The 21653-nt window shown below is 71.3% G+C and carries 15 protein-coding genes and 1 pseudogene; 11 read left to right on the forward strand and 5 right to left on the reverse strand.

The features are described 5' to 3' along the window. The first annotated feature begins 62 nt into the window (after window positions 1–62). Window positions 63–1031 (forward strand): DNA-3-methyladenine glycosylase family protein, encoded by a 969-nt coding sequence (locus tag ABCR94_RS35205; protein WP_521978528.1) that lies wholly within the window; start codon window positions 63–65, stop codon window positions 1029–1031. Between the two features lie 159 nt (window positions 1032–1190). On the opposite strand, the gene ABCR94_RS35210 is transcribed toward ABCR94_RS35205, so the two are convergent. The 3 genes from ABCR94_RS35210 to ABCR94_RS35220 all read right to left on the reverse strand — a co-directional run bounded on the left by ABCR94_RS35210 (window position 1191) and on the right by ABCR94_RS35220 (window position 4086). Beyond that, window positions 1191–2546 carry a coenzyme F420-0:L-glutamate ligase gene (locus tag ABCR94_RS35210; RefSeq protein WP_347125139.1) on the reverse strand — a complete coding sequence of 452 codons (1356 nt, stop codon included), beginning with the start codon at window positions 2544–2546 and terminating at the stop codon, window positions 1191–1193. Beyond that, on the reverse strand, window positions 2543–3499 hold the full coding sequence (gene cofD / locus ABCR94_RS35215; protein ID WP_347125140.1) for a 2-phospho-L-lactate transferase: 957 nt from the start codon (window positions 3497–3499) through the stop codon (window positions 2543–2545). The genes ABCR94_RS35210 and cofD overlap by 4 nt, the downstream gene beginning before the upstream one ends. A 65-nt stretch (window positions 3500–3564) precedes the next feature. After that, a complete protein-coding gene (locus ABCR94_RS35220; RefSeq protein ID WP_347125141.1) occupies window positions 3565–4086 on the reverse strand; it encodes a cysteine dioxygenase in 522 nt (173 codons plus the stop codon). Window positions 4087–4761: 675 nt separating this feature from the next. On the opposite strand from ABCR94_RS35220, the gene ABCR94_RS35225 reads away from it, so the two are divergent. The 3 genes from ABCR94_RS35225 to ABCR94_RS35235 all read left to right on the forward strand — a co-directional run bounded on the left by ABCR94_RS35225 (window position 4762) and on the right by ABCR94_RS35235 (window position 10645). Further along, window positions 4762–5025 carry a WhiB family transcriptional regulator gene (locus ABCR94_RS35225; protein ID WP_030927001.1) on the forward strand — a complete coding sequence of 88 codons (264 nt, stop codon included), beginning with the start codon at window positions 4762–4764 and terminating at the stop codon, window positions 5023–5025. 248 nt (window positions 5026–5273) lie between these two features. Further along, window positions 5274–9095 (forward strand): glycosyltransferase family 2 protein, encoded by a 3822-nt coding sequence (locus ABCR94_RS35230; RefSeq protein WP_347125144.1) that lies wholly within the window; start codon window positions 5274–5276, stop codon window positions 9093–9095. Continuing rightward, complete coding sequence (locus ABCR94_RS35235) at window positions 9092–10645, forward strand: DUF5719 family protein (protein WP_347125146.1); 1554 nt, start codon at window positions 9092–9094, stop codon at window positions 10643–10645. Before ABCR94_RS35230 ends, ABCR94_RS35235 begins: the two co-directional genes overlap by 4 nt. A gap of 259 nt (window positions 10646–10904) precedes the next feature. On the opposite strand, the gene ABCR94_RS35240 is transcribed toward ABCR94_RS35235, so the two are convergent. After that, window positions 10905–11360 carry a metallopeptidase family protein gene (locus ABCR94_RS35240; RefSeq protein ID WP_347125180.1) on the reverse strand — a complete coding sequence of 152 codons (456 nt, stop codon included), beginning with the start codon at window positions 11358–11360 and terminating at the stop codon, window positions 10905–10907. A gap of 320 nt (window positions 11361–11680) precedes the next feature. Between ABCR94_RS35240 and ABCR94_RS35245 the strand changes: the two genes are divergently transcribed. The 7 genes and pseudogenes from ABCR94_RS35245 (at window position 11681) to ABCR94_RS35275 (ending at window position 19307) form a co-directional block, all read left to right on the forward strand. After that, the gene (locus ABCR94_RS35245) at window positions 11681–12055 is read left to right on the forward strand and encodes a DUF3499 domain-containing protein (RefSeq protein WP_347125147.1); all 375 of its coding nucleotides are present in this window, start codon (window positions 11681–11683) and stop codon (window positions 12053–12055) included. 39 nt (window positions 12056–12094) lie between these two features. Next, window positions 12095–12845: pseudogene (locus ABCR94_RS35250) on the forward strand (L-lactate permease); the annotation flags it as partial. A gap of 78 nt (window positions 12846–12923) precedes the next feature. Next, window positions 12924–14291 (forward strand): phosphomannomutase/phosphoglucomutase, encoded by a 1368-nt coding sequence (locus ABCR94_RS35255; RefSeq protein ID WP_347125149.1) that lies wholly within the window; start codon window positions 12924–12926, stop codon window positions 14289–14291. A 975-nt stretch (window positions 14292–15266) separates the two neighbouring features. Continuing rightward, window positions 15267–15449, forward strand: a complete 183-nt coding sequence (locus ABCR94_RS35260) for a Trm112 family protein (RefSeq protein WP_283515244.1) — start codon at window positions 15267–15269, stop codon at window positions 15447–15449. 263 nt (window positions 15450–15712) lie between these two features. Beyond that, window positions 15713–16846, forward strand: coding sequence for an SIS domain-containing protein (locus tag ABCR94_RS35265; RefSeq protein WP_347125150.1), 1134 nt, complete (start codon window positions 15713–15715; stop codon window positions 16844–16846). A 217-nt stretch (window positions 16847–17063) separates the two neighbouring features. Further along, window positions 17064–18230, forward strand: a complete 1167-nt coding sequence (gene manA, locus ABCR94_RS35270; protein ID WP_347125152.1) for a mannose-6-phosphate isomerase, class I — start codon at window positions 17064–17066, stop codon at window positions 18228–18230. A 96-nt stretch (window positions 18231–18326) separates the two neighbouring features. Continuing rightward, entirely contained in the window at window positions 18327–19307 is a 981-nt protein-coding gene (locus ABCR94_RS35275) for a cation diffusion facilitator family transporter (protein ID WP_347125154.1), read from the forward strand. Window positions 19308–19389: 82 nt separating this feature from the next. On the opposite strand, the gene ABCR94_RS35280 is transcribed toward ABCR94_RS35275, so the two are convergent. Then, the gene (locus ABCR94_RS35280; RefSeq protein ID WP_347125155.1) at window positions 19390–21519 is read right to left on the reverse strand and encodes a fructose-specific PTS transporter subunit EIIC; all 2130 of its coding nucleotides are present in this window, start codon (window positions 21517–21519) and stop codon (window positions 19390–19392) included. Between the last annotated feature and the right edge of the window lie 134 nt (window positions 21520–21653).

Raw genomic sequence — 21653 nt, forward strand, 5'->3', positions numbered from 1 at the left:
CCAGGAGGAGACCCGGCCAGGACTCCTGCGGGACCACAGGGACGGCGGTTACGCTCGGGACCGTGGCCGGCCGTTTCCCAACTCTGCGCACCGCTGTGTCGCCGCCCCGTACGGAAACCGCGACACGGGTCGGCGGCTCCGGCACGCCCCTGCCCGACGGCGACCTCGCCCTCGTCCTGGGCCCGCTGCGCCGGGGCCCCTGGGACCCGACGTTCCGCAGGACCCCGGACGGCGCGTACTGGCGGGCCAGCCGCACCCCGGAGGGGCCAGGCACCCTGCGCGTGGCTTCGCCCGGCGGCGTACTGGACGCGACGGCATGGGGCCCGGGAGCGGACTGGCTCCTGGCCCAACTGCCGCCGCTCCTCGGCTCCTTGGACGACCCGTCACTCTTCACCGCGCACCACAAGGTGGTCGCGGAGAGCCTGCGCCGCCGCCCCGGTCTGCGGCTGGGGCGCACCGGCCTGGTCCTGGAATCCCTGATCCCGTCGGTCCTGGAACAGAAGGTCACCACCGACGAGGCGTACCGCGCCTGGCGCCGGCTGGTCCAGACCCACGGCGAACCGGCGCCCGGCCCCGCCCCCGTCCCGCTGCATGTCATGCCCGCCCCGCGGACCTGGGCGCTGATCCCCTCCTGGGACTGGCACCGCGCGGGCGTCGACAACAAGCGCTCGTCGACGATCCTGCGCGCGGTACGCGTGGCCGCCCGTCTGGAGGAGGCCGCAGCCATGCCTCTCGCGTCGGCCTCGGCCCGCCTCCAGCTGATCCCGGGCATCGGCCCCTGGACGGCGGCGGAGACGCTGCAACGCAGCAATGGCGCCCCCGACGCGGTGACGGTCGGCGACCTCCACCTGCCCGGCACGGTCGGCTACGCGCTGGCGGGCGACCGGAGCACGGACGACGAGGCGATGCTGAGGCTCCTGAGCCCGTACGAGGGCCAGCGCCACCGGGCCGCCCGCCTGATCCTCCTGTCGGGCCACACCCCACCTCGCCGTGCACCCCGCGTGTACAGGAACGACATTGCCCGGCTGTAGTCCCGGCCATATCAAGCCCGTCCGGCGATTGAGGACATCGCGGCCGCAGGACGCGCCACCCCTGCCGCACGATCACTCACGGGGTCCGGGGCCTGCCCCGGTTTCGGGAAGGGGCGGGTCAGGGGAATCAATCCCGCACCCCCGCGGCCCGCGCCCCCCTCACCGCACCTCGATGAACGCTCCCGCATCCCGCGCGGCCCGAGCGACCGGCGGAGCCGCCGCGTGGCCCACCGCGACCGCCCCCATGGGGTCCCACCCGTCCGGCAGCCCCAGCACATCGCGCACCACGTCGCGGCAGAACATCGTCGAGGAGACCCACGCCGACCCCAGCCGCTCACCCGCCAGCGCGACCAGGAAGTTCTGCACCCCGGCGCCCGCCGCGACCACGAACATCTCGCGCTCCGCGGTGTCCCGGCGTACGTCGCCGTACGCATGCGAGCCGTCCATCACCATGCACGGAACCACCAGGTAGGGCGCCCTGCGCAGGAAGTCGCCGCGCCGCACCCGCTTCGCGATGGACTCCGCGGACTTCTCGTCGTCCCGCAGATCCGCGATCCACGCGTCCCGCATCGCGTCGAGCAGCCGGACCCGCGACGTCTGCGACTCCAGGAGTACGAAGCGCCACGGCGTCGTGTGATGCGGCGCGGGCGCCGTGACGGCCGCGGCGACCGCACGCCGTACCGCCGCCGCATCGACCGGCTCGTCCGTGAAGTCCCGCACCGTACGCCGCAGGGTCACGGCCTCGCGTACCGCCTCCGACGTCCCGAGCCGGAACATGTCGTCGGCAGCGCCGCGCACCATCGCCCGCGCGCCCTCCCAGCCGGAACCGGCAGCGGGGTCGGAAGCACCAGCACCGGCGGGCCCCGAGCCGGCCACCACATGGGACATCCCCCGGACCACCGCGACCGGCAGCCCCTCCGCCTTGCCCTTCACCAGGTCGCCCGCCGCGGCCAGCTCGTCCGCCGTGGCGACGACCGTCGCGCTGAGCGGATTGCCGTGCGCGTCGGTCCCGCCCCGCAGATCGTCGAGGACACGCACCCCGGCCGCCCCGATCGCGACATCCGTCAGACCGTTGCGCCAGGGCCGCCCGAAGGTGTCCGTCACCAGGACCCCGACACTGACCCCCAGCGCGTCCCGCAGCCCGTCGCGGATCTGCCGCGCCGATGCGTCCGGATCAACGGGAAGCAGCAGTACGGTCCCGGCGGGCGTATTGGAGGCGTCGACCCCGGCCGCGGCCATGACAAGGCCCTGCCGGTTCTCGACGATACGAAGCGTCCCGCGCCGCGCGACCACACGTACCGTCTCCGCGTCGATCGCCGCCTCGCGGTCGGACGCCCGCACCACGCGCCCCTCGGCCTTGCTCACGATCTTCGAGGTGATCAGCACCACATCACCGTCGACGAGTCCGGGCCCGGCGCCCACGATCAGCTTGGCGAGGTCGTCACCCGGCTGCACCTCGGGCAGTCCGGGCACCGCCCACACCCGGAAGGACGGCGGCGCGGACGGGGCACTCACGCCCGTACCTCCTCGGCCAGCGCCAGCGCCTCGCGGGCCATCTGCGCGGTGGCTTCGATGTCGGTCATCATCAGCGGCACGGCCCGGCACTTGATCCCGGCGCTCTCCACCTCGTCCACCACACCCGCGTCCACCGTGTCGACGAGCCAGCCGTCGAGCAGCCCCGACCCGTAGTGCTGGGCGACCGCCGCTGCCGTCGACTCGACGCCGATCGCGGCCAGGACCTTGTCCGCCATGCCGCGCACCGGAGCGTCACCGACGATGGGGGAGAGGCCGACGACCGGCACCCCCGCCTCGGCGATGGCCTCACGGATGCCGGGCACGGCCAGGATCGTGCCGATGCTGACCACGGGATTGGACGGCGGGAAGACAATGACGTCGGCCTCGGCGATGGCGTCCAGCACCCCCGGGGCCGGCTTCGACTGCTCCGCGCCGACCGGCACCACCGCCTGGGCGTCCACGGACGCCCGCAGCTTCACCCAGTACTCCTGGAAGTGGATGGCCTTGCGCTCGCCGTCCACATCGACGGCGACATGCGTCTCGATCCGGTCGTCGGACATCGGCAGCAGCCGCACACCCGGCTTCCAGCGCGCGCACAGCGCCTCGGTGACGGCGCTCAGCGGATAGCCCGCGCCGAGCATCTGCGTACGCACGATGTGCGTCGCGAAGTCGCGGTCGCCGAGCCCGAACCACTCGGGCCCGGCGCCGTACGCCGCGAGCTCCGACTTCACCCGGAAGCTTTCGTCCGTACGCCCCCAGCCCTGCTCCTCGTTGATGCCACCGCCGAGGGTGTACATCACGGTGTCGAGGTCGGGGCAGACCTTCAGGCCGAACAGATGGATGTCGTCGCCGGTATTGCCGATGACAGTGATGTCCGCGTCGGGCGCGGCCGATTTGAGGCCGCGGAGGAAGCGAGCGCCGCCGATACCGCCTGCCAGAACCACAATGCGCATGCGGACAGTCTGTCAGCCGCGCACCGGTCCGTTGCGGGGTGGTGGCCGGGCGGCGGGAGGGCCTGTCAGGCGACTACGACATCCTCGGCGGCCGGCGCGCACCGGGCGGCGTGCATCGGCATTTCGGTGAGGCCGGGGAAGTACACATGGAGGCTGACCGCGGGCTCCAGGGAGTCGTTGACGACCTCGTGGGCATACCCGGGGGCGAACACGCGCTGGGCGCCCGCCGAGAGCGTGCGCTGGGCCCGCTCCGTGCGCTCGTTCAACTGACCGTCGAGGACGGTCAGCACACCGGAGGACAGACCGTGGTCGTGCAGACCGCTGCTCTGTCCCGGCACCCAACTGAGCAGCCAGACCTCGTAACCGGGGCCGGTGCGCAGCCGGTGGTACCAGCGGGTCGTCGCGTCGTACTCGACGAGGTCCTGCCACTGGGTGCGGTCGGCGGCGATGGAGCGTGCCAGGCCGACGAACTCGGCGACGGTGGCCGGGTGCTCGCGGGCGGGCTGGAGGAGGTGCTGGACGGCGAGGATGTCGCCGGCGATCTGGAGGTCGCTCTCGACGTGGGTGCGGCTGCTGGCGCTGTTCATGATGCGGGGGTTCCTCGGCATGAGTGCTGGGGTGTCGCAAGAAGAGGTATCAGAGGTGACGCAGTGTCACGCATGCGATATTACGGAGAGTGAGCTGGAGCGCGGAGGCTTCAACAGCTGGAGCAGCTGGAACAGCAACAGCGGGCCTGGACGGCGCACTGGGCGGCGCAACGGAACCCACGTGTGTGGGTCCGGGGGCGCGCTGCGGTCTCTGGCATGAAATCAAGAAGACATGTTTGCTCACTCCCTGTCAACCCCGTGACCGTTTTGGCGGTAATGTTTCACCTCATCCGGTTACAGGATGCGGAGAAAGGTTTGTGCAGGCGGCAGCGCGGAGATGTGGCGCATCAACCGCACCAGTAAACGCCGTTGCGGTCTCGTGATCGGACTGTGATCCGGGTCGCTTCTGCGGACGAATCGCAACAAGATCCAACGCCACTGCATCCTTCCCTGGTGAAGGGGAAGTCGTGAATGAGACCTTGGCATGTGTCACAGTTTTTGGCGATTTGATCACTTTCCGCATAACCTTGGTTCCGCAGAGTGAATAACGGGCCCAATAGCAGATCTTGGCTTGACTGGCCCGGATCGGCGCACTTGTAATTTCACTCGTGTCGTTTCGGCCGAAATCGGTAACGGCCAGATCACGGGGAAGCAAAAGACAGACGAGGGGCGCACATGACCGAGCTGTTCCAGCAACTGCTGGTCGAGGACGCGGACGAGGAACTCGGCTGGCAGGAGCGCGCGTTGTGCGCCCAGACCGATCCCGAGTCCTTCTTTCCCGAGAAGGGCGGTTCCACCCGGGAGGCCAAGAAGGTCTGCCTCGCCTGTGAGGTCCGCTCCGAATGCCTTGAGTACGCGCTGTCCAACGACGAGCGATTCGGAATCTGGGGCGGACTGTCCGAGCGTGAACGCCGGCGGCTGAAGAAGGCCGCTGTCTGAACAGAAGGCCGCTCCGCGAGCGCTGCGTCCCGGTACCGACCGGTGCCGAACCGCACAAGCCTGTACGTAATGAACGGTCCGTCGTCCGCGTCTTGTCTGCGGGCGGCGGACCGCTGTGTTGCTCAGCCGTTAGTGTGGGCCGCTGTCCGAGGCGCACCAAAGCCCCCACGGGGCGCGGGCGTCCACACAGCAGACAGCAGCCTTCCGGGGGGCGACCCCCGGACCCCGGCCGGAGGGCCCGTACCCCGATGTCCGTGCACAGCCAAACGTCGGCGCCGTACGCGGCGGCCGCGCCCGAGTTCCCCCGGCATGTCGTCACCGCCGTGCTCGTCTCCCACGACGGCGCCCGCTGGCTCCCCGACGCGCTCACCGGACTGTTGGGGCAGGAACGCCCCGTACAGAACGCCGTCGCCGCTGACACCGGCAGCGCGGACGACTCCGCCCAACTGCTCGCGGACGCCTTCGGCGCCGAGCGCGTGCTGCACCTCGCACGCCGCTCCGGCTTCGGGACGGCCGTCGACGAGGCGGTACGCACGGCGGCCGTCCTCACTCCTGACGAACTGCCCTATCTGAAGCGGCCGAGCGGCTGGGACCCGGTGAGCAGGACTTGGCACGACGACGCGTACGACCTGCCCGACCTTCCGCACGGCGAGCCGGTCCAGTGGCTGTGGCTGCTGCACGACGACTGCGCGCCCGACCCCGGCGCCCTCGCGGAACTGCTGCGCGTCGCGGACTCCGACCAGCACGCCGCGATCATCGGCCCCAAACTGCGCGGCTGGTACGACCGCAAGCAGCTCCTCGAAGTCGGCGTCTCCATCGCCAACAGCGGTCGCCGCTGGACCGGCCTCGACCGGCGCGAGCAGGACCAGGGCCAGCACGACCAGGTCCGCTCGGTCCTCTCTGTGTCCACGGCGGGCATGCTGGTCCGACGTGATGTGTGGGAGGAGCTCGGCGGCTTCGACCGCAGGCTGCCGCTGATGCGTGACGACGTCGACCTGTGCTGGCGCGCGCACGCCGCCGGCCACCGGGTCCTCGTCGCGCCCGACGCGGTACTGCGGCACGCGGAGGCGTCCGCCCGGGAGCGCCGGCCCATCGACTGCGCCGGACGGTCGGTCGCGGGACCGCACCGCGTCGACAAGGCGGGCGCCGTCTACACGATGCTCGTCAACGCACGTGGCGCCCTCCTGCCGTACGTCATGCTGCGCCTCGTCCTCGGGACGCTGCTGCGCACCCTCGCCTACCTGGTGGGCAAGGTGCCGGGGCAGGCGGTCGACGAGGTCACCGGACTCTTCGGCACACTGCTGCGCCCCGGAAAGATCATCGCGGCCAGGAAGCGGCGCGGAAAGGGCACCGTCGAGGCGAGCGAACTGCGCCCGCTGTTCCCGCCCACCGGCGCGACCATCAGGGCCACCTTCGAACAGGTCGCGGGCAGCTTCGGCAGCAGCACGGAGGCCGACGCCGGTTCACGGCACGGTGTCGTCGAATCGGGACCCGGCGGGGACGACGCGGACTTCATGGAGGTCGAGCAGTTCGTCCGGGTCAAGCGCGTCGTGCGCAAGCCGGGCCCGGTGCTCTTCGCCCTGCTGCTGCTCGTCTCGCTCATCGCCTGCCGGGGACTCCTCGGCGGCGGCGCGCTGGCGGGCGGCGCGCTGCTGCCCGCGCCGGCGGACGTCGGCGACCTGTGGTCCCGCTACGCGGACGTCTGGCACCCCATCGGGACGGGCGGCACCCAGACGGCGCCCCCGTACCTCGGGGTGCTCGCGGCCCTGTCGGCCCTCTTCCTCGGCTCCACCGGTTTCGCGCTCACCGTGCTCCTGGTCTGCTCGGTGCCGCTGGCCGGCCTCGCCGCCTACTTCGCCTCGCGCCCGCTCGTCGAGTCACGGCTGCTGCGGGCCTGGGGGAGCATCGCCTACGCCTTCCTGCCCGCCGCCACCGGCGCCCTCGCGAGCGGCCGGCTCGGAACGGCCGTACTGGCGATCCTGCTGCCGCTGATCGCACGGTGCGGTGTCGCCGCGAGCGGTCTGCGCGCCGGGGGTGGTCTGCGCGCCGGGGGCGCGCGTTCCAGCTGGCGCGCCGTCTGGGCGTACGCGCTCCTCCTGACCTTCGCGATGGCCTTCACCCCGATCGTGTGGCCCATCGCCCTGGTGCTCGGCCTCGGCGTGCTGGTGCTGCGCCGCGACGACCTCACCGCGTACGGACTGCGCTTCCTGGCCGCGCTCGGCACCCCGGTGCTGATGCTGGCCCCCTGGTCGCTCTCCCTGCTGACCGGACCGGCCGGCTTCTTCCGCGAGGCGGGCCTGGAATTCGGTACGGGCACGGCCACCGCGCTCGACCTGCTGGGCGCGAGCCCCGGCGGGCCGAAGGCCGTGGGCGGCCTGCTGCTCATCGGCATCGTCCTCGCGGCGCTGGCCGCCCTGCTGCGCGGTGAGCGGCAGTTCGCGGTCCGCGCGGCCTGGGCCGTGGCGCTCGTCGCCCTCGTGTTCGCCGCCTTGTCGAACTACGAAGGCTGGGCCGGACCCGCGACCCTGGTCTACGGCATCGCGCTGATCGGTGCGACCGTGCTTGGCGCGGACGGTGCGCGCGAACGCGTCGCCACCCAGAGCTTCGGCTGGCGCCAGCCCGTCGCGGTGCTGATCGCCTTCGCCGCAGCGGCGGGGCCGCTGCTCGCGGCCGCAGGCTGGATGCTCAGCGGCGCCGCCGGGCCGCTGGAACGGCGCGACCCGGTACAGGTACCGGCGTTCGTCGCGGAGGAGAGCGGCACCCGCGACCAGGCGCGCACCCTGGTCCTCGGCGGCACATCGGCCGCGAAGGTCCCGTACGCACTCGTCCGCGGTTCCGGCGCCCGTCTCGGCGACGGGGAGCTCGCCGAGGCTGCGGGCGACAACCCGGAACTCAACAAGATCGTTTCCAACCTGGTGGCGGGCTCCGGCGCCGACCAGGCAGGCCAGCTCGGCGGGTACGCGGTGCGTTACGTCCTCGTGCGGGACGGGGCGCCGCGCTCGATGAGCCGGGTGCTCGACTCCACCCCGGGCCTGAGCCGGCTGAGTCAGCTGGACGGCAGTGCGCTGTGGCGCGTCGACCGGCAGGTCGCGCGGGCCACCATCGTCTCGGGCAAGCAGGGCGGCGAACCGCTGTCCGTAGCATCGAGCCGGGTCGAGGCACATACGAAGATCCCGGCGGGCGAAGCGGGCCGCGTCCTGCGGATCGCGGACGCCGCGGCCGACGGCTGGCAAGCCATGCTCGACGGGCGCGTCCTGACGAAGAAGACCATCGACGGCTGGGCGCAGGGCTTCGAACTGCCCACCGAGGGTGGCCGGCTCGACCTGACCTACGAGTCGTCCTTCGCCCACACGGCGTGGACCTGGACCCAGGCGGGGTTCGCCCTGCTCCTGCTGGTGCTCGCGCTGCCGGGCCGCCGCCGGGAGGTCGACGACGACCTGCCCGAGGAGGAGCCCGAGGTGGTGGCCGCGGAGCCGGTGGCGGGCGAGGGCCGCAGGGCGCGCAGGCTGCGCGCGGCGGCGCAGGCCGAGACCGTGCACGCCCCCCTGGACGACGAAGCGGAGCAGGCCCCCGTGCCGCCCGCCGCGGACCCGTACGGCCACGTACCGGGTCAAGTCCCGCAGGAGCAGGACACCTTCGCCCCGCAGCCCGGCGAGGTCCCTTACGGGACGGTGCCGCAGCAGCAGTACGGGGAGTGGGACGCGCAGACCTACACGGACGCCGAGTACGGACAGCAGCAACAGCAGCAGTACGCCCAGGAGCCGGTGCAGCAGTACGGCGACGAGCAGTACCAGGGCGCTCAGCAGCAGGGCGTCCCGTACCCGGAAGGGCAGTACCCGCAGGGCCAGTACGGCGACGGCCAGAACCACGGCGGTGAGCAGCAGTACCAGGCGGAGCCGTATCGGACGGAGCCGTACCAGGAGGGTCAGTACGACCCGTACGGCTACGGACAACAGCAGCAGCCCTACGAGCCCTACGCCGAAGGCCACGACAACAACGCCGACAACAACGCCGACAACAACGCCGAGAATGAGAACGAGCAGCGCCCCGACGGGAGCACCAACCGATGAACCGCAGCACTCTCTCCCTGCTCGCCGTCACCACCGCCCTCGCCGCTGTCACCGGCTTCGCCGTGGTCTCCGCGCCGGACGGCGGCACGGAAAAGGCCGCGACGGCGAAACCGGCACGGCTGCCCGTCGAGCGCTCCAGCCTGCTCTGCCCCGCGCCGAGCACGTCCGACCTCGCCGAGACGACGTACACCTCGTTCACTCCGCCCGGCAGAAGCGGCGCGGGGAAGACGGGCTCCGCCGAGCTCGTCCCGACCGCCGCCACCCTGGCGGACCCGGACGACGACAAGAACAAGGGCAAGAAGGACGACAAGGACGGGAAGAAGGACGACAAGGGCTCCGGGAAGGCCCGCGAGAGCAAGCCCGTCGTCTCGCTGAAGGAGCCCGGCAAGCCGGCCACCGCCGAGGCGTCCGGAGCCGACTCCCCGGCCCTCGTGGGCGCGGCCGACGGGCCGCTCGCCCCCGGCTGGACCGCCCAGCAGACCACCAAGGTCACCGCGGGCAGCGCGCGCGGCCTGCTCGGCGTCAGCTGCACCGCGCCCGACACCAACTTCTGGTTCCCCGGCGCGAGCACCGGCGCATCGCGGCAGGACTACGTCCACCTCACCAATCCCGACGACACCGCCGCGGTCGCCGACATTGAGCTGTACGGCAAGGACGGCGCACTCAAGTCCGAGGCGGGGGAGGGGATCACGGTCCCCGCCAGGTCCAGCGTCCCCGTGCTGCTCTCCACCCTGACCGCGGACCGCGCCGAGAATGTGACGGTCCACGTCACCACGCGTTCCGGCCGCGTCGGCGCCGTCGTCCAGGCCATGGACGGGAAGCTCGGCAGCGACTGGCTGGCCTCCTCCGCCGACCCGTCGAGCGCCGCCGTACTCCCCGGCATCCCGGCGGACGCCACATCGGTGCGTCTGGTGGTATTCGCGCCCGGTGACGACGACGCGGACCTCAAGGTGCGCCTGGCCGGCCCGAGCGGCTCGCTGGCCCCCGCGGGCAGCGAGACCCTGCACGTGAAGTCGGGGATGACCTCCTCGGTCGACCTTCAGGACGTCACCAAGGGCGAGCCCGGATCCCTGGTGCTGACCCCGTCGACGGGAACGGCGCCGGTGGTCGCGGCGCTGCGCGTCGTGCGCGGCAAGGGCGCCAGTCAGGAAGTGGCGTACATCCCGGCGACCGCCCCGGTGGGCGAGCGGGCGACGGCGGCCGACAACAGGGCCGAGGGTTCGGTGCTGTCGCTGACCGCGCCGGGCGCCGCCGCCAAGGTCAAGGTCACCGCGTCGGCGGGCAGCGGGGGCGGCGAGCCGGTCGTCGAGACGTACACCGTCAAGGCGGGCACGACGCTCGCGGTAAAGAAGCCGCCGGTCCCGGCCGGGCTCAAGGGCTCGTACGCCCTGACGGTCGAGCCGCAGTCGGGCGGGCCCGTGCACGCCTCGCGCGCGCTCGAACTGCCCGAGGACGGCATCCCGATGTTTACCGTGCAGACACTGCCGGACGACCGGGGCACGGTCTCGGTGCCGGAGGCGGAGCAGGACCTGTCGGTACTGGACGACTGAGCCGGTGATCCCCCGGGCTTCCGGGGGATCACCACGGGCCTTCTTGGGACCTTTTCGGGCCGCCACGCACGCGTGGCGGCCCGAAAAGGTCCCAAGGCCACCACGGAACCCGGCATCGCCTCTACGACGGCTCCACGGTCCGTACGTCGTCCCGCAGCCCCCGGCGTCCGTCCCGGTGTCCGGCGGCCCCGCAGTCCGGACGTCAGGTCGTCCCGTCGTCCGTACGTCGTCCGGTCGTCCCGTCGTCCGGGGTGGGGGACTATTCCTGCTGTCCGTACCGCGGGTCGACCGACTCCGGTGACAGGCCGAGCAGTTCCGCGACCTGCTCCACGACGATCTCGTGGACGAGCAGGGCACGCTCGTCGCGGCTCTTCGAGCGGATCTCGACGGGACGCCGGTAGACGACGATCCGTGCGGGGTTGCTGCTCGTCGCGGCCATCATTCCGCCGAGCGGCACTGCCTCAGTGGCCCACGCCTCGGGATCGTCCCCGCCGGTGCGTGGCACGTCGAGCACCACGAAATCGACCTCGGACAGCTGAGGCCAGCGCCGCTCCAGACGCTCCACGGAGTCCTGTACGAGGTCGCCGAAGGCCACCGCGCGGCTGGCCGAGAGCGGCACCTGGGGCGGGGCGACGGGCCCACGCATGCCACGGCCGTGGCGGTCGCGTCGGCGCGGTCCCGGCCCGGTGGGGAGGGGAGGTACGGCACTGTCCATCACTGACGCAGAGTAGCCCTCATCGGGGCGCTTCGATTGCGGCAATGGGACGCCGTGCGCCATGTCGCTTGTTGAGCATTTCGGCCAAGTTCGGACTCGATTTCACGCCCGGATGCGACCGTTAATCTCGCGCTGATTGACGCTATTTGCCCCAAGTAGCGGCTGCCGCCGAGCGGTCACTGTCTGTGCCATGCGCTCGCCGTGCAGGTCAGGGCAGTTACTCAGGAGACACCTTGCGCGGAGATTGTGCCGCGACACGGTGGAGTGACGTCCCGGAGAGTCGTCGCAGCCCGCTCAAGAGTGCGGTAGCGTCCAGCATCGTGAGCCCTGTACGTCGCTGTTCGCGCACCGCGTGCGGCCGCCCTGCTGTCGCGACACTGACGTACGTCTACGCGGACTCGACCGCAGTCCTCGGCCCCCTCGCCACCTACGCCGAGCCCCATTGCTACGACCTGTGCGCCGTGCACGCGGATCGACTGACCGCCCCGCGCGGCTGGGAGGTCCTGCGCCTCGCCGGCAGCTCCCCGCCGTCCCGCCCCAGCGGCGACGACCTCGAAGCGCTCGCCAACGCCGTCCGTGAGGCCGCCAGACCCCGCGACCGCGCCGCCGAGACCGGCGTCGGAGCGCGCACGGCGGACCCGATGGAGGTCGCGCGCCGCAGCCATCTCCGGGTGCTGCGCTCCCCGGAGTCCTGACAGTCGGCACTCCTGTCAGCAATGCGGGGCGAACCAAACATTTCAGCCCAACTCGCTGACATCGGCGCCGCGCTGGCCGGCGCGGGGGCGCTCATGGCCGTGCCGAGCGCCCGCAAGCCCGCCGACGAGCCGGTGAGGGCGACCGTACTGACCGGCGTGCGGAGCGAGGACCTGGACCGGGAGGACCCGCGGCGCGAGGTGCTGCGGGCCTACGCCCCGTACACACTGGGCGTAGTGATCATGGTGATCTTCTCCATCGCGCAGATCCCACCCGTCAATGACCTGTTGACCGGGGCGACCCGCACTTTCGACCGGCCGTTCCTCGATGTCACCGAGCTGCGGTTCGCGATCCTCACCGTGACGTCCGTGCCGGCTCTGGCGTACGTCATGAACCTGTCCGGACAAGCTGCGACGAACGGCCATTTCGTCGCGGCGGCGGGCGCCGGACTCGCCTTCCTCTCACCCGTAACTGGGGTGGTTCGGGGTCGCCGTCGCCGTCACCGGCTCCGACACCTCCGCCAACGCGCTCTTCGGCGCGCTCCAGGTGACGGGCGCCAACCAGTCCGGGCTCTCACCGGAGCTGCTGGCGGCGGCCAACAGCTCCGGCGGCGTACTGGGCAAGCTGATCTCCCCGCAGAACCTGCCGATCGCGTGCGCGGCGGTCGGACTGGCCGGCCGAGAGGGGGACCTGCTGCGCAAGGTGCTGCCGCGGAGTCTGGACCTGTTGCTGGTGATGTGCCTGATCGTCATGGGCCAAAGCACGCCAGTACTCGGCGGGATGCTGCCGTAGGACCGTTGCGTAACGTCGTACGGGTAGCTTTGGGGTGACCGAACAGGACACCCGCGCATGACCTCAGGAGGATTGGCCGTGGCTGCAGATCTGTCGCAGATCGTCAAGGCGTACGACGTGCGCGGAGTGGTCCCCGACCAGTGGGACGAGCCGCTGGCCGAGCTGTTCGGGGCTGCCTTCGTGCAGGTGACGAATGCCGACGCGATCGTCACGGGACACGACATGCGGCCCTCGTCGCCGAGGCTCTCGCGCGCGTTCGCGCGCGGGGCGGCGGCGCGCGGGGCCGCTGTGACGGAGATCGGCCTCTGCTCGACCGACCAGCTGTACTTCGCATCCGGCCAATTCGGCCTGCCGGGCGCGATGTTCACCGCCTCGCATAACCCCGCGCAGTACAACGGCATCAAGATGTGCCGGTCGGGCGCGGCCCCGGTGGGCCAGGACACCGGCCTCGGGGAGATCCGCGCGCTGGTCGAGCAGTGGTCCGACGCGGGTGCGCCGCCGGCTCCGGCTGCCACGACCGGAACCATCACGCAGCGTGACACGTTGACTGATTACGCGGCGTATCTGCTCTCCCTCGTCGACCTGGCTTCGATGCGCCCCCTCAAGGTCGTGGTGGACGCGGGGAACGGAATGGGCGGCCACACCGTGCCCACGGTCTTCGCCGGCCTGCGCGTCGACCTGATCCCGATGTACTTCGAGCTGGACGGCACCTTCCCGAACCACGAGGCCAACCCGCTCGACCCGAAGAACATCGTCGACCTTCAGGCGAAGGTCCGTGAGACCGGCGCCGACCTCGGCCTGGCCTTCGACGGCGACGCGGACCGCTGCTTCGTCGTCGACGAGCGGGGCGGGGGCATCTCCCCGTCCGCGATCACCGCGCTCGTCGCCGCCCGCGAGCTCGCGCGCAACGGGGGCAAGGGCACGGTCATCCACAACCTGATCACGTCCTGGTCCGTCCCGGAGGTCGTCAGGGAGAACGGCGGCACCCCGGTCCGTACCCGCGTCGGCCACTCCTTCATCAAGGCCGAGATGGCCGAAACGGGTGCGATCTTCGGCGGTGAGCACTCCGCGCACTACTACTTCCGCGATTTCTGGAACGCCGACACGGGCATGCTCGCGGCCCTGCACGTGCTGGCCGCGCTGGGCGGCCAGGACGGCACCCTGTCTGAGCTCGTCGCGCAGTACGACCGCTACACGGGCTCCGGCGAGATCAACTCCACGGTGGACGACCAGACGGGCCGTCTGGCCGCGGTGAAGTCGGCGTACGAGGGCCGCGAGGGCGTCACCATCGACGAGCTCGACGGCCTGACGATTGCCTCCGCGGACTGGTGGTTCAACCTCCGCCCGTCCAACACGGAGCCGCTGCTGCGCCTCAACGTGGAAGCCCGGGACGAGCCCACCATGTGTCAGGTCCGCGACGAGGCCCTCGCCCTGATCCGCGCCTGACCCCCCGTCTCGCCGCGCACCTCGCCCTGCCGGACGCCGCGAGCGCCCGGCAGGGCGAGGTGCGCTGTGTCGGCCTCCGTCCGGGGGAGGCTTGGCTCGGGGCGGCCAGCGGTGTCGGCCCGGGGAGCTTGGCTCGGGGCGGCCTGTTGTGGCTCGGGTGACGTGTGCGGTATCCGCGTTGTCGGGCTGCGGTATCCATCCGCCCGCTGTGCGGACGGGGGCCTACGTACCCTGCGCGTACGGACGGTACGGACCCATACGCGCGGGGACCGTACGCGCACGGGGCATGCGCCGGGCTCGATCCGACGGACGTGGTGCGGCGGGTGGGGCTCGGCGGGCATGGCGCAGCGGTGGTGCAGCGGACGCGGCGCGGTGGACATGGCTCGGACTGTCCGTGCCGCTCCTCAGCACTGGCGTACCAGGTTCGAACGGTCGTACGCCGCCGGGCTCGGTCCGGCGCGGCACGGTGTGGTCCCTGCGGCACCCCGGCACCCCCGGCTCCCCCGGCACCCCGGCTTCGCAGGGCCCGCGCCGGGCCTGGTCCGGCCCATCCAGCTTGGGCGCCCCGCCCCGCCCCGCCCCGCACCGTCGGTCCCGGGCCGCGCGGCCCGGGACCGTGCTCTGCCGGGCCCTCACTTCTGCCGCTGGGGCGCACCCCGCACCCCGCACCCCCGAGACGCACCCCTGCTCCTCGGCCGCCGAGGCACCCCGTACCCCCGCCGCCGAGGCCGCACCGAGCACCTCCACCGCCGAGACGCCCCCGCGCCCCCTGGCCCCACCGCACCCTCACCGCACCCGCGCGCCATCGGGCCACTCACTCCACCGCCGTGACCACCCCGCGTCGGCCAAAAAAATCGCGCTCCGGCCACCCCCGCCCCGCACCCTGGCGATTCCCGCCGCCCGTCGGACCGCGCCATGCCCCACCCGGCGGTAGGCTGACGTGGCCCAATCCGCATGCTCGAAGGGACCCACCTCATGCCGCTCGAAGCCGGCCTTCTGGAGATCCTCGCCTGCCCCGCCTGTCACGCGCCCCTCAGCGACGCGTCCAGCGCGGACGCCCCCGAGCTGATCTGCACCGGCAAGGACTGCGGTCTCGCCTACCCGGTCCGGGACGGCATCCCCGTCCTCCTCGTCGACGAGGCCCGCCGCCCCGCCTGAGCTCAGAAACTCTGGCCCGGAGGCGCCACCGAGCCCAGCAGGCCCTGGCCGACCAGGCCCGAGCCCGGCAGGCCGAGCTGGGAAGGCCCGCGCCAAGAGCCGACCCGATCCGACCCAGAAGAACCCTGAGCCCAGCAAGGCCCAGAACCAGGCGCCCGGTGCGCCAAGGCTGAGCGCACCATCCGGTCGCTCAGCCCGAACGCCCGGCCCGAACGACCCCCCTGCGCGCAGCTCACCGCGCCCGGCGATCGGAGGCCCGCCCCATGCTCGACGAGTCGTTGCTGGACGACCCGGAGGCCCTGGCCCGGGTGGACCGCCGCGGTCTGCTGCGCGGCGCGGCCGAATCGGGTGCGCGGGTACGTACCGCCGCCCGGCACGCCGCCGAGGCCGGCCTGGCCGAGATCAAGGCGGAAGGCCGCCCCCGTGCCGTACTGATCGCAGGCCCCGGCACCGCCGCCGCAGGCGTGGCCGACCTGCTCGCCGCACTCGCGGGCGCCGCCTGCCCCGTGACCCGGCTGCACTCCTCCGGCGTCGCCCCCGCACCGGGTGCCCTGCGCTGGACCCTTCCCGGCTGGGCGGGCTCCGTCGATCTGCTGCTCCTGGTCACGACGGACGGCTCCGAGCCGGGCCTCGCGCTCCTCGCCGAGCAGGCGTACCGCCGCGGCTGCACCGTCGTCGCCGTCGCCCCGCAGAACTCCCCGCTGAGCGAATCCATCGGCGGCGTGCACGGCCTGGCCGTACCGATGGCGACCGCCCCGTACGAGGAGTACGACGAGAGCGCCACCGCAGGACCGGGCGCACTCTGGGCCCTCCTCACCCCGCTCCTCGTTCTCCTTGACCGTGTCGGCCTGCTCACCGCGTCCCCCGACACCCTGCGGCTGGTCGCCGACCGCCTGGACCGTACCGCCGAGCGTTGCGGCCCGGCCATCGCGACGTACAGCAATCCGGCGAAGATGCTCGCCTCCGAGCTGGCCGATTCGCTCCCCCTCGTCTGGACGGAGGGGCAGTACGCGGGCCCGGCGGGGCGCCGCTTCGCCGCCGTGCTCGCCGAGCTGGCGGGCCGCCCCGCGCTCAGCGCGGAGCTGCCCGAGGCCCTGCCCGCCCACGGTGTGCTGCTCGCCGGAGCCTTCGCCGCGGGCGCCGACCCAGGCGACTTCTTCCGCGACCGCGTCGACGAGCCGCAGCCCATGCACGCGCGCGTGGTGCTCCTGCGCGACCGCCCCACCGGCGGCCTCAGCGCCGCCCCCACCGCACGCGAGCTCGCCCTCAGCCACGACACGGCCATCAGCGAACTCGAACCCGAGGAGGGCAGCGAGCTGGAGAATCTCGCAGAACTCCTCGCCATCACGGATTTCGCCGCTGTTTACCTCGCGCTCGCCTCCGCCGGGCGATCATGACCACCACCACCACCACCAGCACCAGCACCAGCACCAGCACCAGCACCACAACACCCGTGCATATCCGACCCACCTGGCCTGCCCGGCCCACCACGCCAGCCCGGAGCCGCACCCGCACGTCACCCCACCTCCACACCCGCACGTCACCCCACCCCCGCACCCCACCCCCGCCCGCCCGAACCACATAGCCACCCATTCCACCCAGAGGGAAAGCACCATGGACCGCCTGTCGAACACCGTGCGCCCCTACGCCTGGGGTTCCACGACCGCCATCCCGGAACTGCTCGCCGTCGCCCCGACCGGTGAGCCCCAGGCCGAGATGTGGATGGGCGCCCACCCCGGAGCCCCCTCGCGCATCGACCGCGGCGCCGGTGGCGAGGAAGCCCTCTCCGACGTCATCGCCGCGCACCCGGAGCAGGAACTGGGCGCCGAGGCCGCCGCGAAATTCGGCCCGCGCCTCCCCTTCCTGCTCAAGCTCCTCGCGGCCGGCGCCCCTCTCTCCCTCCAGGTCCACCCGAACCTCACCCAGGCGAAAGAGGGGTACGAGAAGGAGGAGCGCCGAGGCGTCCCCATCGACGCCCCCGACCGCAACTACAAGGACGCCAACCACAAGCCCGAGCTGATCTGCGCGCTCACCCCCTTCGACGGCCTGTGCGGCTTCCGCCCGCCCGCCGAAGCCGCCGAGGTCCTGGCCACCCTCGACGTCGACTCGCTCAAGCCGTACGTCGACCTGTTGCGCGCGCACCCGGAAGAGGCCGCACTGCGCGAGGTACTCACCGCCGTGCTGACCGCCGACCGCGCCGAGATGGCCGAAACGGTCACCGAGGCCGCAGCCTCCGCCGAGCGCCTGGGTGGCGCGTACTCCCCGTACGCCTCGATCGCCCACCACTACCCCGGCGACCCGGGCGTCATCGCCGCCATGCTGCTCAACTACGTACAACTGCAGCCCGGAGAGGCCCTCTTCCTCGGCGCCGGTGTACCGCACGCGTACCTCAACGGCCTGGGCGTCGAGATCATGGCGAACTCGGACAACGTCCTGCGCTGCGGCCTGACCCCCAAGCACGTCGACGTACCCGAGCTCCTGCGCGTCGTCCGCTTCGAGGCCACCGACACCGGCGTCCTGCGCCCGGAGGCGTCCGCCGACGGCGAAGAGCTCTACGACACCCCGACCGACGAATTCCGGCTCTCGCGCTACGTCCTGGCCGAGCGTGCCGCGCCCCGCACACTGCCGGCCGCCAACCCGCAGATCCTGCTCTGCACGGCGGGCAGGGTCCGAGCCGGCGAACTCGTCCTCACACCGGGGGAATCAGCTTTTGTTCCCGCCCGCGAATCAGTTGAATTGTCCGGTACGGGGACCCTCTTCCGCGCCACAGTGGTCGCCTGACACATCATCCGCACGGCTGTCCCCGGCAAGCTGCAACAATGTGCCGCCGTAGGGCGGCGCCAGGGCCGCGGCATCAAGGAAGGGACACCTGCACCCATGAGTGCGTCAGGCGGAACCAAGGCGATCGTGGCGGCACTCGTCGCCAACCTCGCGATCGCAGTAGCCAAGTTTGTGGCGTTCCTCTTCAGCGGCGCGTCCTCGATGCTCGCGGAGAGCGTGCACTCGCTCGCCGACTCGGGCAATCAAGGCCTGCTGCTGCTCGGCGGCAAGAAGGCCAAGCGCGAGGCGACCCCCCAGCACCCCTTCGGCTATGGGCGCGAGCGCTACATCTACGCCTTCCTCGTATCCATCGTGCTCTTCTCGGTCGGTGGCATGTTCGCCATCTACGAGGGCTACGAGAAGATCAAGCACCCGCACGAGATCGAGATGTGGTACTGGCCGGTCGGCGTTCTCATCTTCGCGATCATCGCGGAGTCCTTCTCCTTCCGGATGGCCATCAAGGAGTCCAACCAGACGCGCGGCGACCTCTCTTGGAAGGAGTTCGTCCGCCGCGCGAAGGCCCCCGAGCTGCCCGTCGTCCTGCTTGAGGACCTAGGCGCACTGGTCGGCCTGGTGCTGGCGCTCGCTGGCGTGAGCATCGCCCTGGCGACCGGCAACGGCGTCTGGGACGGCATCGGCACCCTGTGCATCGGCATCCTGCTCATCGTGATCGCGATCATCCTGGCCGCCGAGACGAAGTCCCTCCTCCTCGGCGAGGCCGCGGGCACGGACGAGGTCGACAAGATCAAGGCCTCGATCGTCGACGGCGACACCGTCACCCGCGTCATCCACATGCGTACGCTCCACCTCGGCCCCGAGGAACTGCTGGTCGCCGCCAAGATCGCGGTCGAGGCCGGTGACACGGCGGCGGACGTCGCCCACGCGATCAACGCGGCGGAGGAGCGCATCCGCACAGCGGTCCCGATCGCGCGCGTGATCTACCTGGAGCCGGACATCTACAGCGAGTCGGCGGCAGCGGCGGGAGAGAACCCGGGCAGATCCCCGGGCGGCGAGCCCACCCCACCCACCGCGCACTGACGCGTCGTACAACCAACGCGCAGGAGGGCCCTCGCCGTTGAACGGCGGGGGCCCTCCTGCGTCTTTCGCTCTATCACTGAAGCTACTGAACCTCGCCCAGTACGCCGAGGATCGCCGCCGTGTCCGGCGCGGCCGACAGCCGGGCGCGGAAGTCGGTGTCCATCAGCTTGCGCGAGAGGAGCGCGAGGATCCGCAGGTGCTCGTCGCCCGCTGCCGCCTCCGGCACCGAGATCATGAAGACCAGTTTGGCCTTCGTCCCGTCCATCGACCCCCACTCGATGCCCTCCGCGGACCGCGCGAAGCCCACGGTCGGGGCGGACACCGCATCGGTCTTGGCATGCGGAATGGCGATCTCCTCGCCCAGCCCGGTCGTGCCCTGCGCCTCGCGCGCGAGCGCGACCCGCACCAGCTCGTCCACGTCCCGGACGTTCCCGGTGGCGGCCAGCATCCCGGCCATCTCGCGGATGGCCGCCTCCTTGTCCTGCGAGGTGAGCTGCACCTTCACGGTCTGCCCGGTGAGATACCCGGAAAGCACCTCGCCCTCAGCGGAGCCCGCGGGGGCAGCCGGGGACGCAGGGGCGCCGGCGGGAACCGACACCGCCCTGTCGATACGTACGGCCGCACCGACACCAACAGCCGCGCCACTCACAGCAGATCCGGCCCCGACACCGGCCGGGACACGAGCCCCGACCAGAGCAGCCTCAGGCCCCATCGCACCGGCACCAGCCCCGGCGCCGATACCCGCGCCGCGCTTGCCCCGCTCTTTGATGCCGATCAGCGCGTTGGTAGTGATCGCGGTGACAACAGTTCCCGCAGCCACGGCCACGAAGAACATCGGTACGCCACCGACCGCACCCAGCACAGCGACGATCGGCCCGCCGTGCGGCACCGCATCCTCCACGCCGGCCAGACCGGCGAGCGCACCGGCGACCGCGCCACCGAGCATGTTCGCCGGAATGACCTGCGCCGGCCGGGCCGCCGCGAACGGAATCGCACCTTCGGAGATGCCGAACATGCCCATGAAGAGCGCCGCCATACCGGTCTCGCGCTCCTGCTCCGAGTACAGCCGACGCCGGATCAGCGTGGCCAGCCCCTGCCCGAGCGGCATCACCGGAATCGCGGCGGCACACATACCCATGACGGTCTGGTTGCCGGTGGCGATGAGCCCCGCACCGAACAGGAACGCCGTCTTGTTGACCGGACCGCCCATGTCGAACGCGATCATCAGCCCAAGAATCGCGCCCAGCAGAATCGCGCTGGTCCCGGTCATCCCGCTGAGCCAGTCGGTGAGATGCGTGAAGACCCACGAGATCGGCTTCCCGATGACGTAGATGAAGAAGAGCCCCAGCGCCGTCGTCGCGACAATCGGAATCACGATGATCGGCATGATGGGCCGGGCGAACTTCGGAACCGGCACCTTCTTGATCCACAGCACCAGATATCCGGCCAGGAAGCCGGTGACGATCGCACCGATGAAGCCCGCGCCCGCCTCCGAGTCGTACAGCGCCCCGGTGTTCGCGATCCAGCCGCCGATCATGCCCGGCACGAGCGCCGGCCGGTCGCCGATCGCGTAGGCGATGTAACCGGACAGGATCGGCACCATCAGCGTGAAGCCGATGACCCCGATGTTGTTGACGTCTATCCAGAAGGAATCCTTCGGGATGACAAGACCTTCCGGCGTCGCGTGTCCGCCGATCGCCAGCGAGATCGCGATCAGCAGCCCGCCGACCACGACGAACGGGATCATGTACGAGACGCCATTCATCAGCGCCTTGTACGCGAGGCTGCGCTCCTTGCCGCCGCCACCGCTGTTGCTCAGCGGCGCCGCCGAGCCGCCTCCTCCGCCCGCACCGTGCACGGGTGCGGTCATCACCTGCTCGATCAGCTGCTCGGGATGACGGATGCCCTCCGCCACACCGACGGCCAGCACCCTCTTCCCGACGAACCTGCTGCAGTCGACGTCCTTGTCGGCCGCGATGATGATCCCGTCAGCGGCTCTGACATCGTTGTCAGTCAGAACGTTTTCAGCCCCGATGGAACCTTGGGTCTCCACCTTCATATCGATGCCGAGCTGCTCGGCGGCCTGCGCCAGCTTCTCCGCGGCCATGTATGTGTGGGCGATACCGGTGGGGCAGGCGGTAACCGCGAGCAGCTTCAACTTCTTCTGCCCGCTCAGGTCTCCGCCCCCGGTGGGGCCGGCCGGACTCGTCATGTGGATCTCCTAACAACTGACGACTGCGTTCCACAACGTCGCGCATATGTTCCCGGTGTACAGGCATCGTGCAACACATGGAACACAAGAACAAAAGTCCTAAAAGCCCCACTTGCTGCACTATGACCACACTG

The organism is Streptomyces changchenzhani, from assembly GCF_039766235.1.
Lineage (GTDB): Bacteria > Actinomycetota > Actinomycetes > Streptomycetales > Streptomycetaceae > Streptomyces.

Excerpts from the sequence above, each read along its gene's own strand:
- cofD (WP_347125140.1), bottom strand. The coding sequence starts at position 3,499 with ATGCGCATTGTGGTTCTGGCAGGCGGTATCGGCGGCGCTCGCTTCCTC.
- ABCR94_RS35220 (WP_347125141.1), bottom strand. The coding sequence starts at position 4,086 with ATGAACAGCGCCAGCAGCCGCACCCACGTCGAGAGCGACCTCCAGATC.
- ABCR94_RS35225 (WP_030927001.1), top strand. The coding sequence starts at position 4,762 with ATGACCGAGCTGTTCCAGCAACTGCTGGTCGAGGACGCGGACGAGGAA.
- ABCR94_RS35230 (WP_347125144.1), top strand. The coding sequence starts at position 5,274 with ATGTCCGTGCACAGCCAAACGTCGGCGCCGTACGCGGCGGCCGCGCCC.
- ABCR94_RS35235 (WP_347125146.1), top strand. The coding sequence starts at position 9,092 with ATGAACCGCAGCACTCTCTCCCTGCTCGCCGTCACCACCGCCCTCGCC.
- ABCR94_RS35240 (WP_347125180.1), bottom strand. The coding sequence starts at position 11,360 with ATGGACAGTGCCGTACCTCCCCTCCCCACCGGGCCGGGACCGCGCCGA.
- ABCR94_RS35260 (WP_283515244.1), top strand. The coding sequence starts at position 15,267 with ATGCCGCTCGAAGCCGGCCTTCTGGAGATCCTCGCCTGCCCCGCCTGT.
- ABCR94_RS35265 (WP_347125150.1), top strand. The coding sequence starts at position 15,713 with ATGCTCGACGAGTCGTTGCTGGACGACCCGGAGGCCCTGGCCCGGGTG.
- manA (WP_347125152.1), top strand. The coding sequence starts at position 17,064 with ATGGACCGCCTGTCGAACACCGTGCGCCCCTACGCCTGGGGTTCCACG.
- ABCR94_RS35275 (WP_347125154.1), top strand. The coding sequence starts at position 18,327 with ATGAGTGCGTCAGGCGGAACCAAGGCGATCGTGGCGGCACTCGTCGCC.
- ABCR94_RS35280 (WP_347125155.1), bottom strand. The coding sequence starts at position 21,519 with ATGACGAGTCCGGCCGGCCCCACCGGGGGCGGAGACCTGAGCGGGCAG.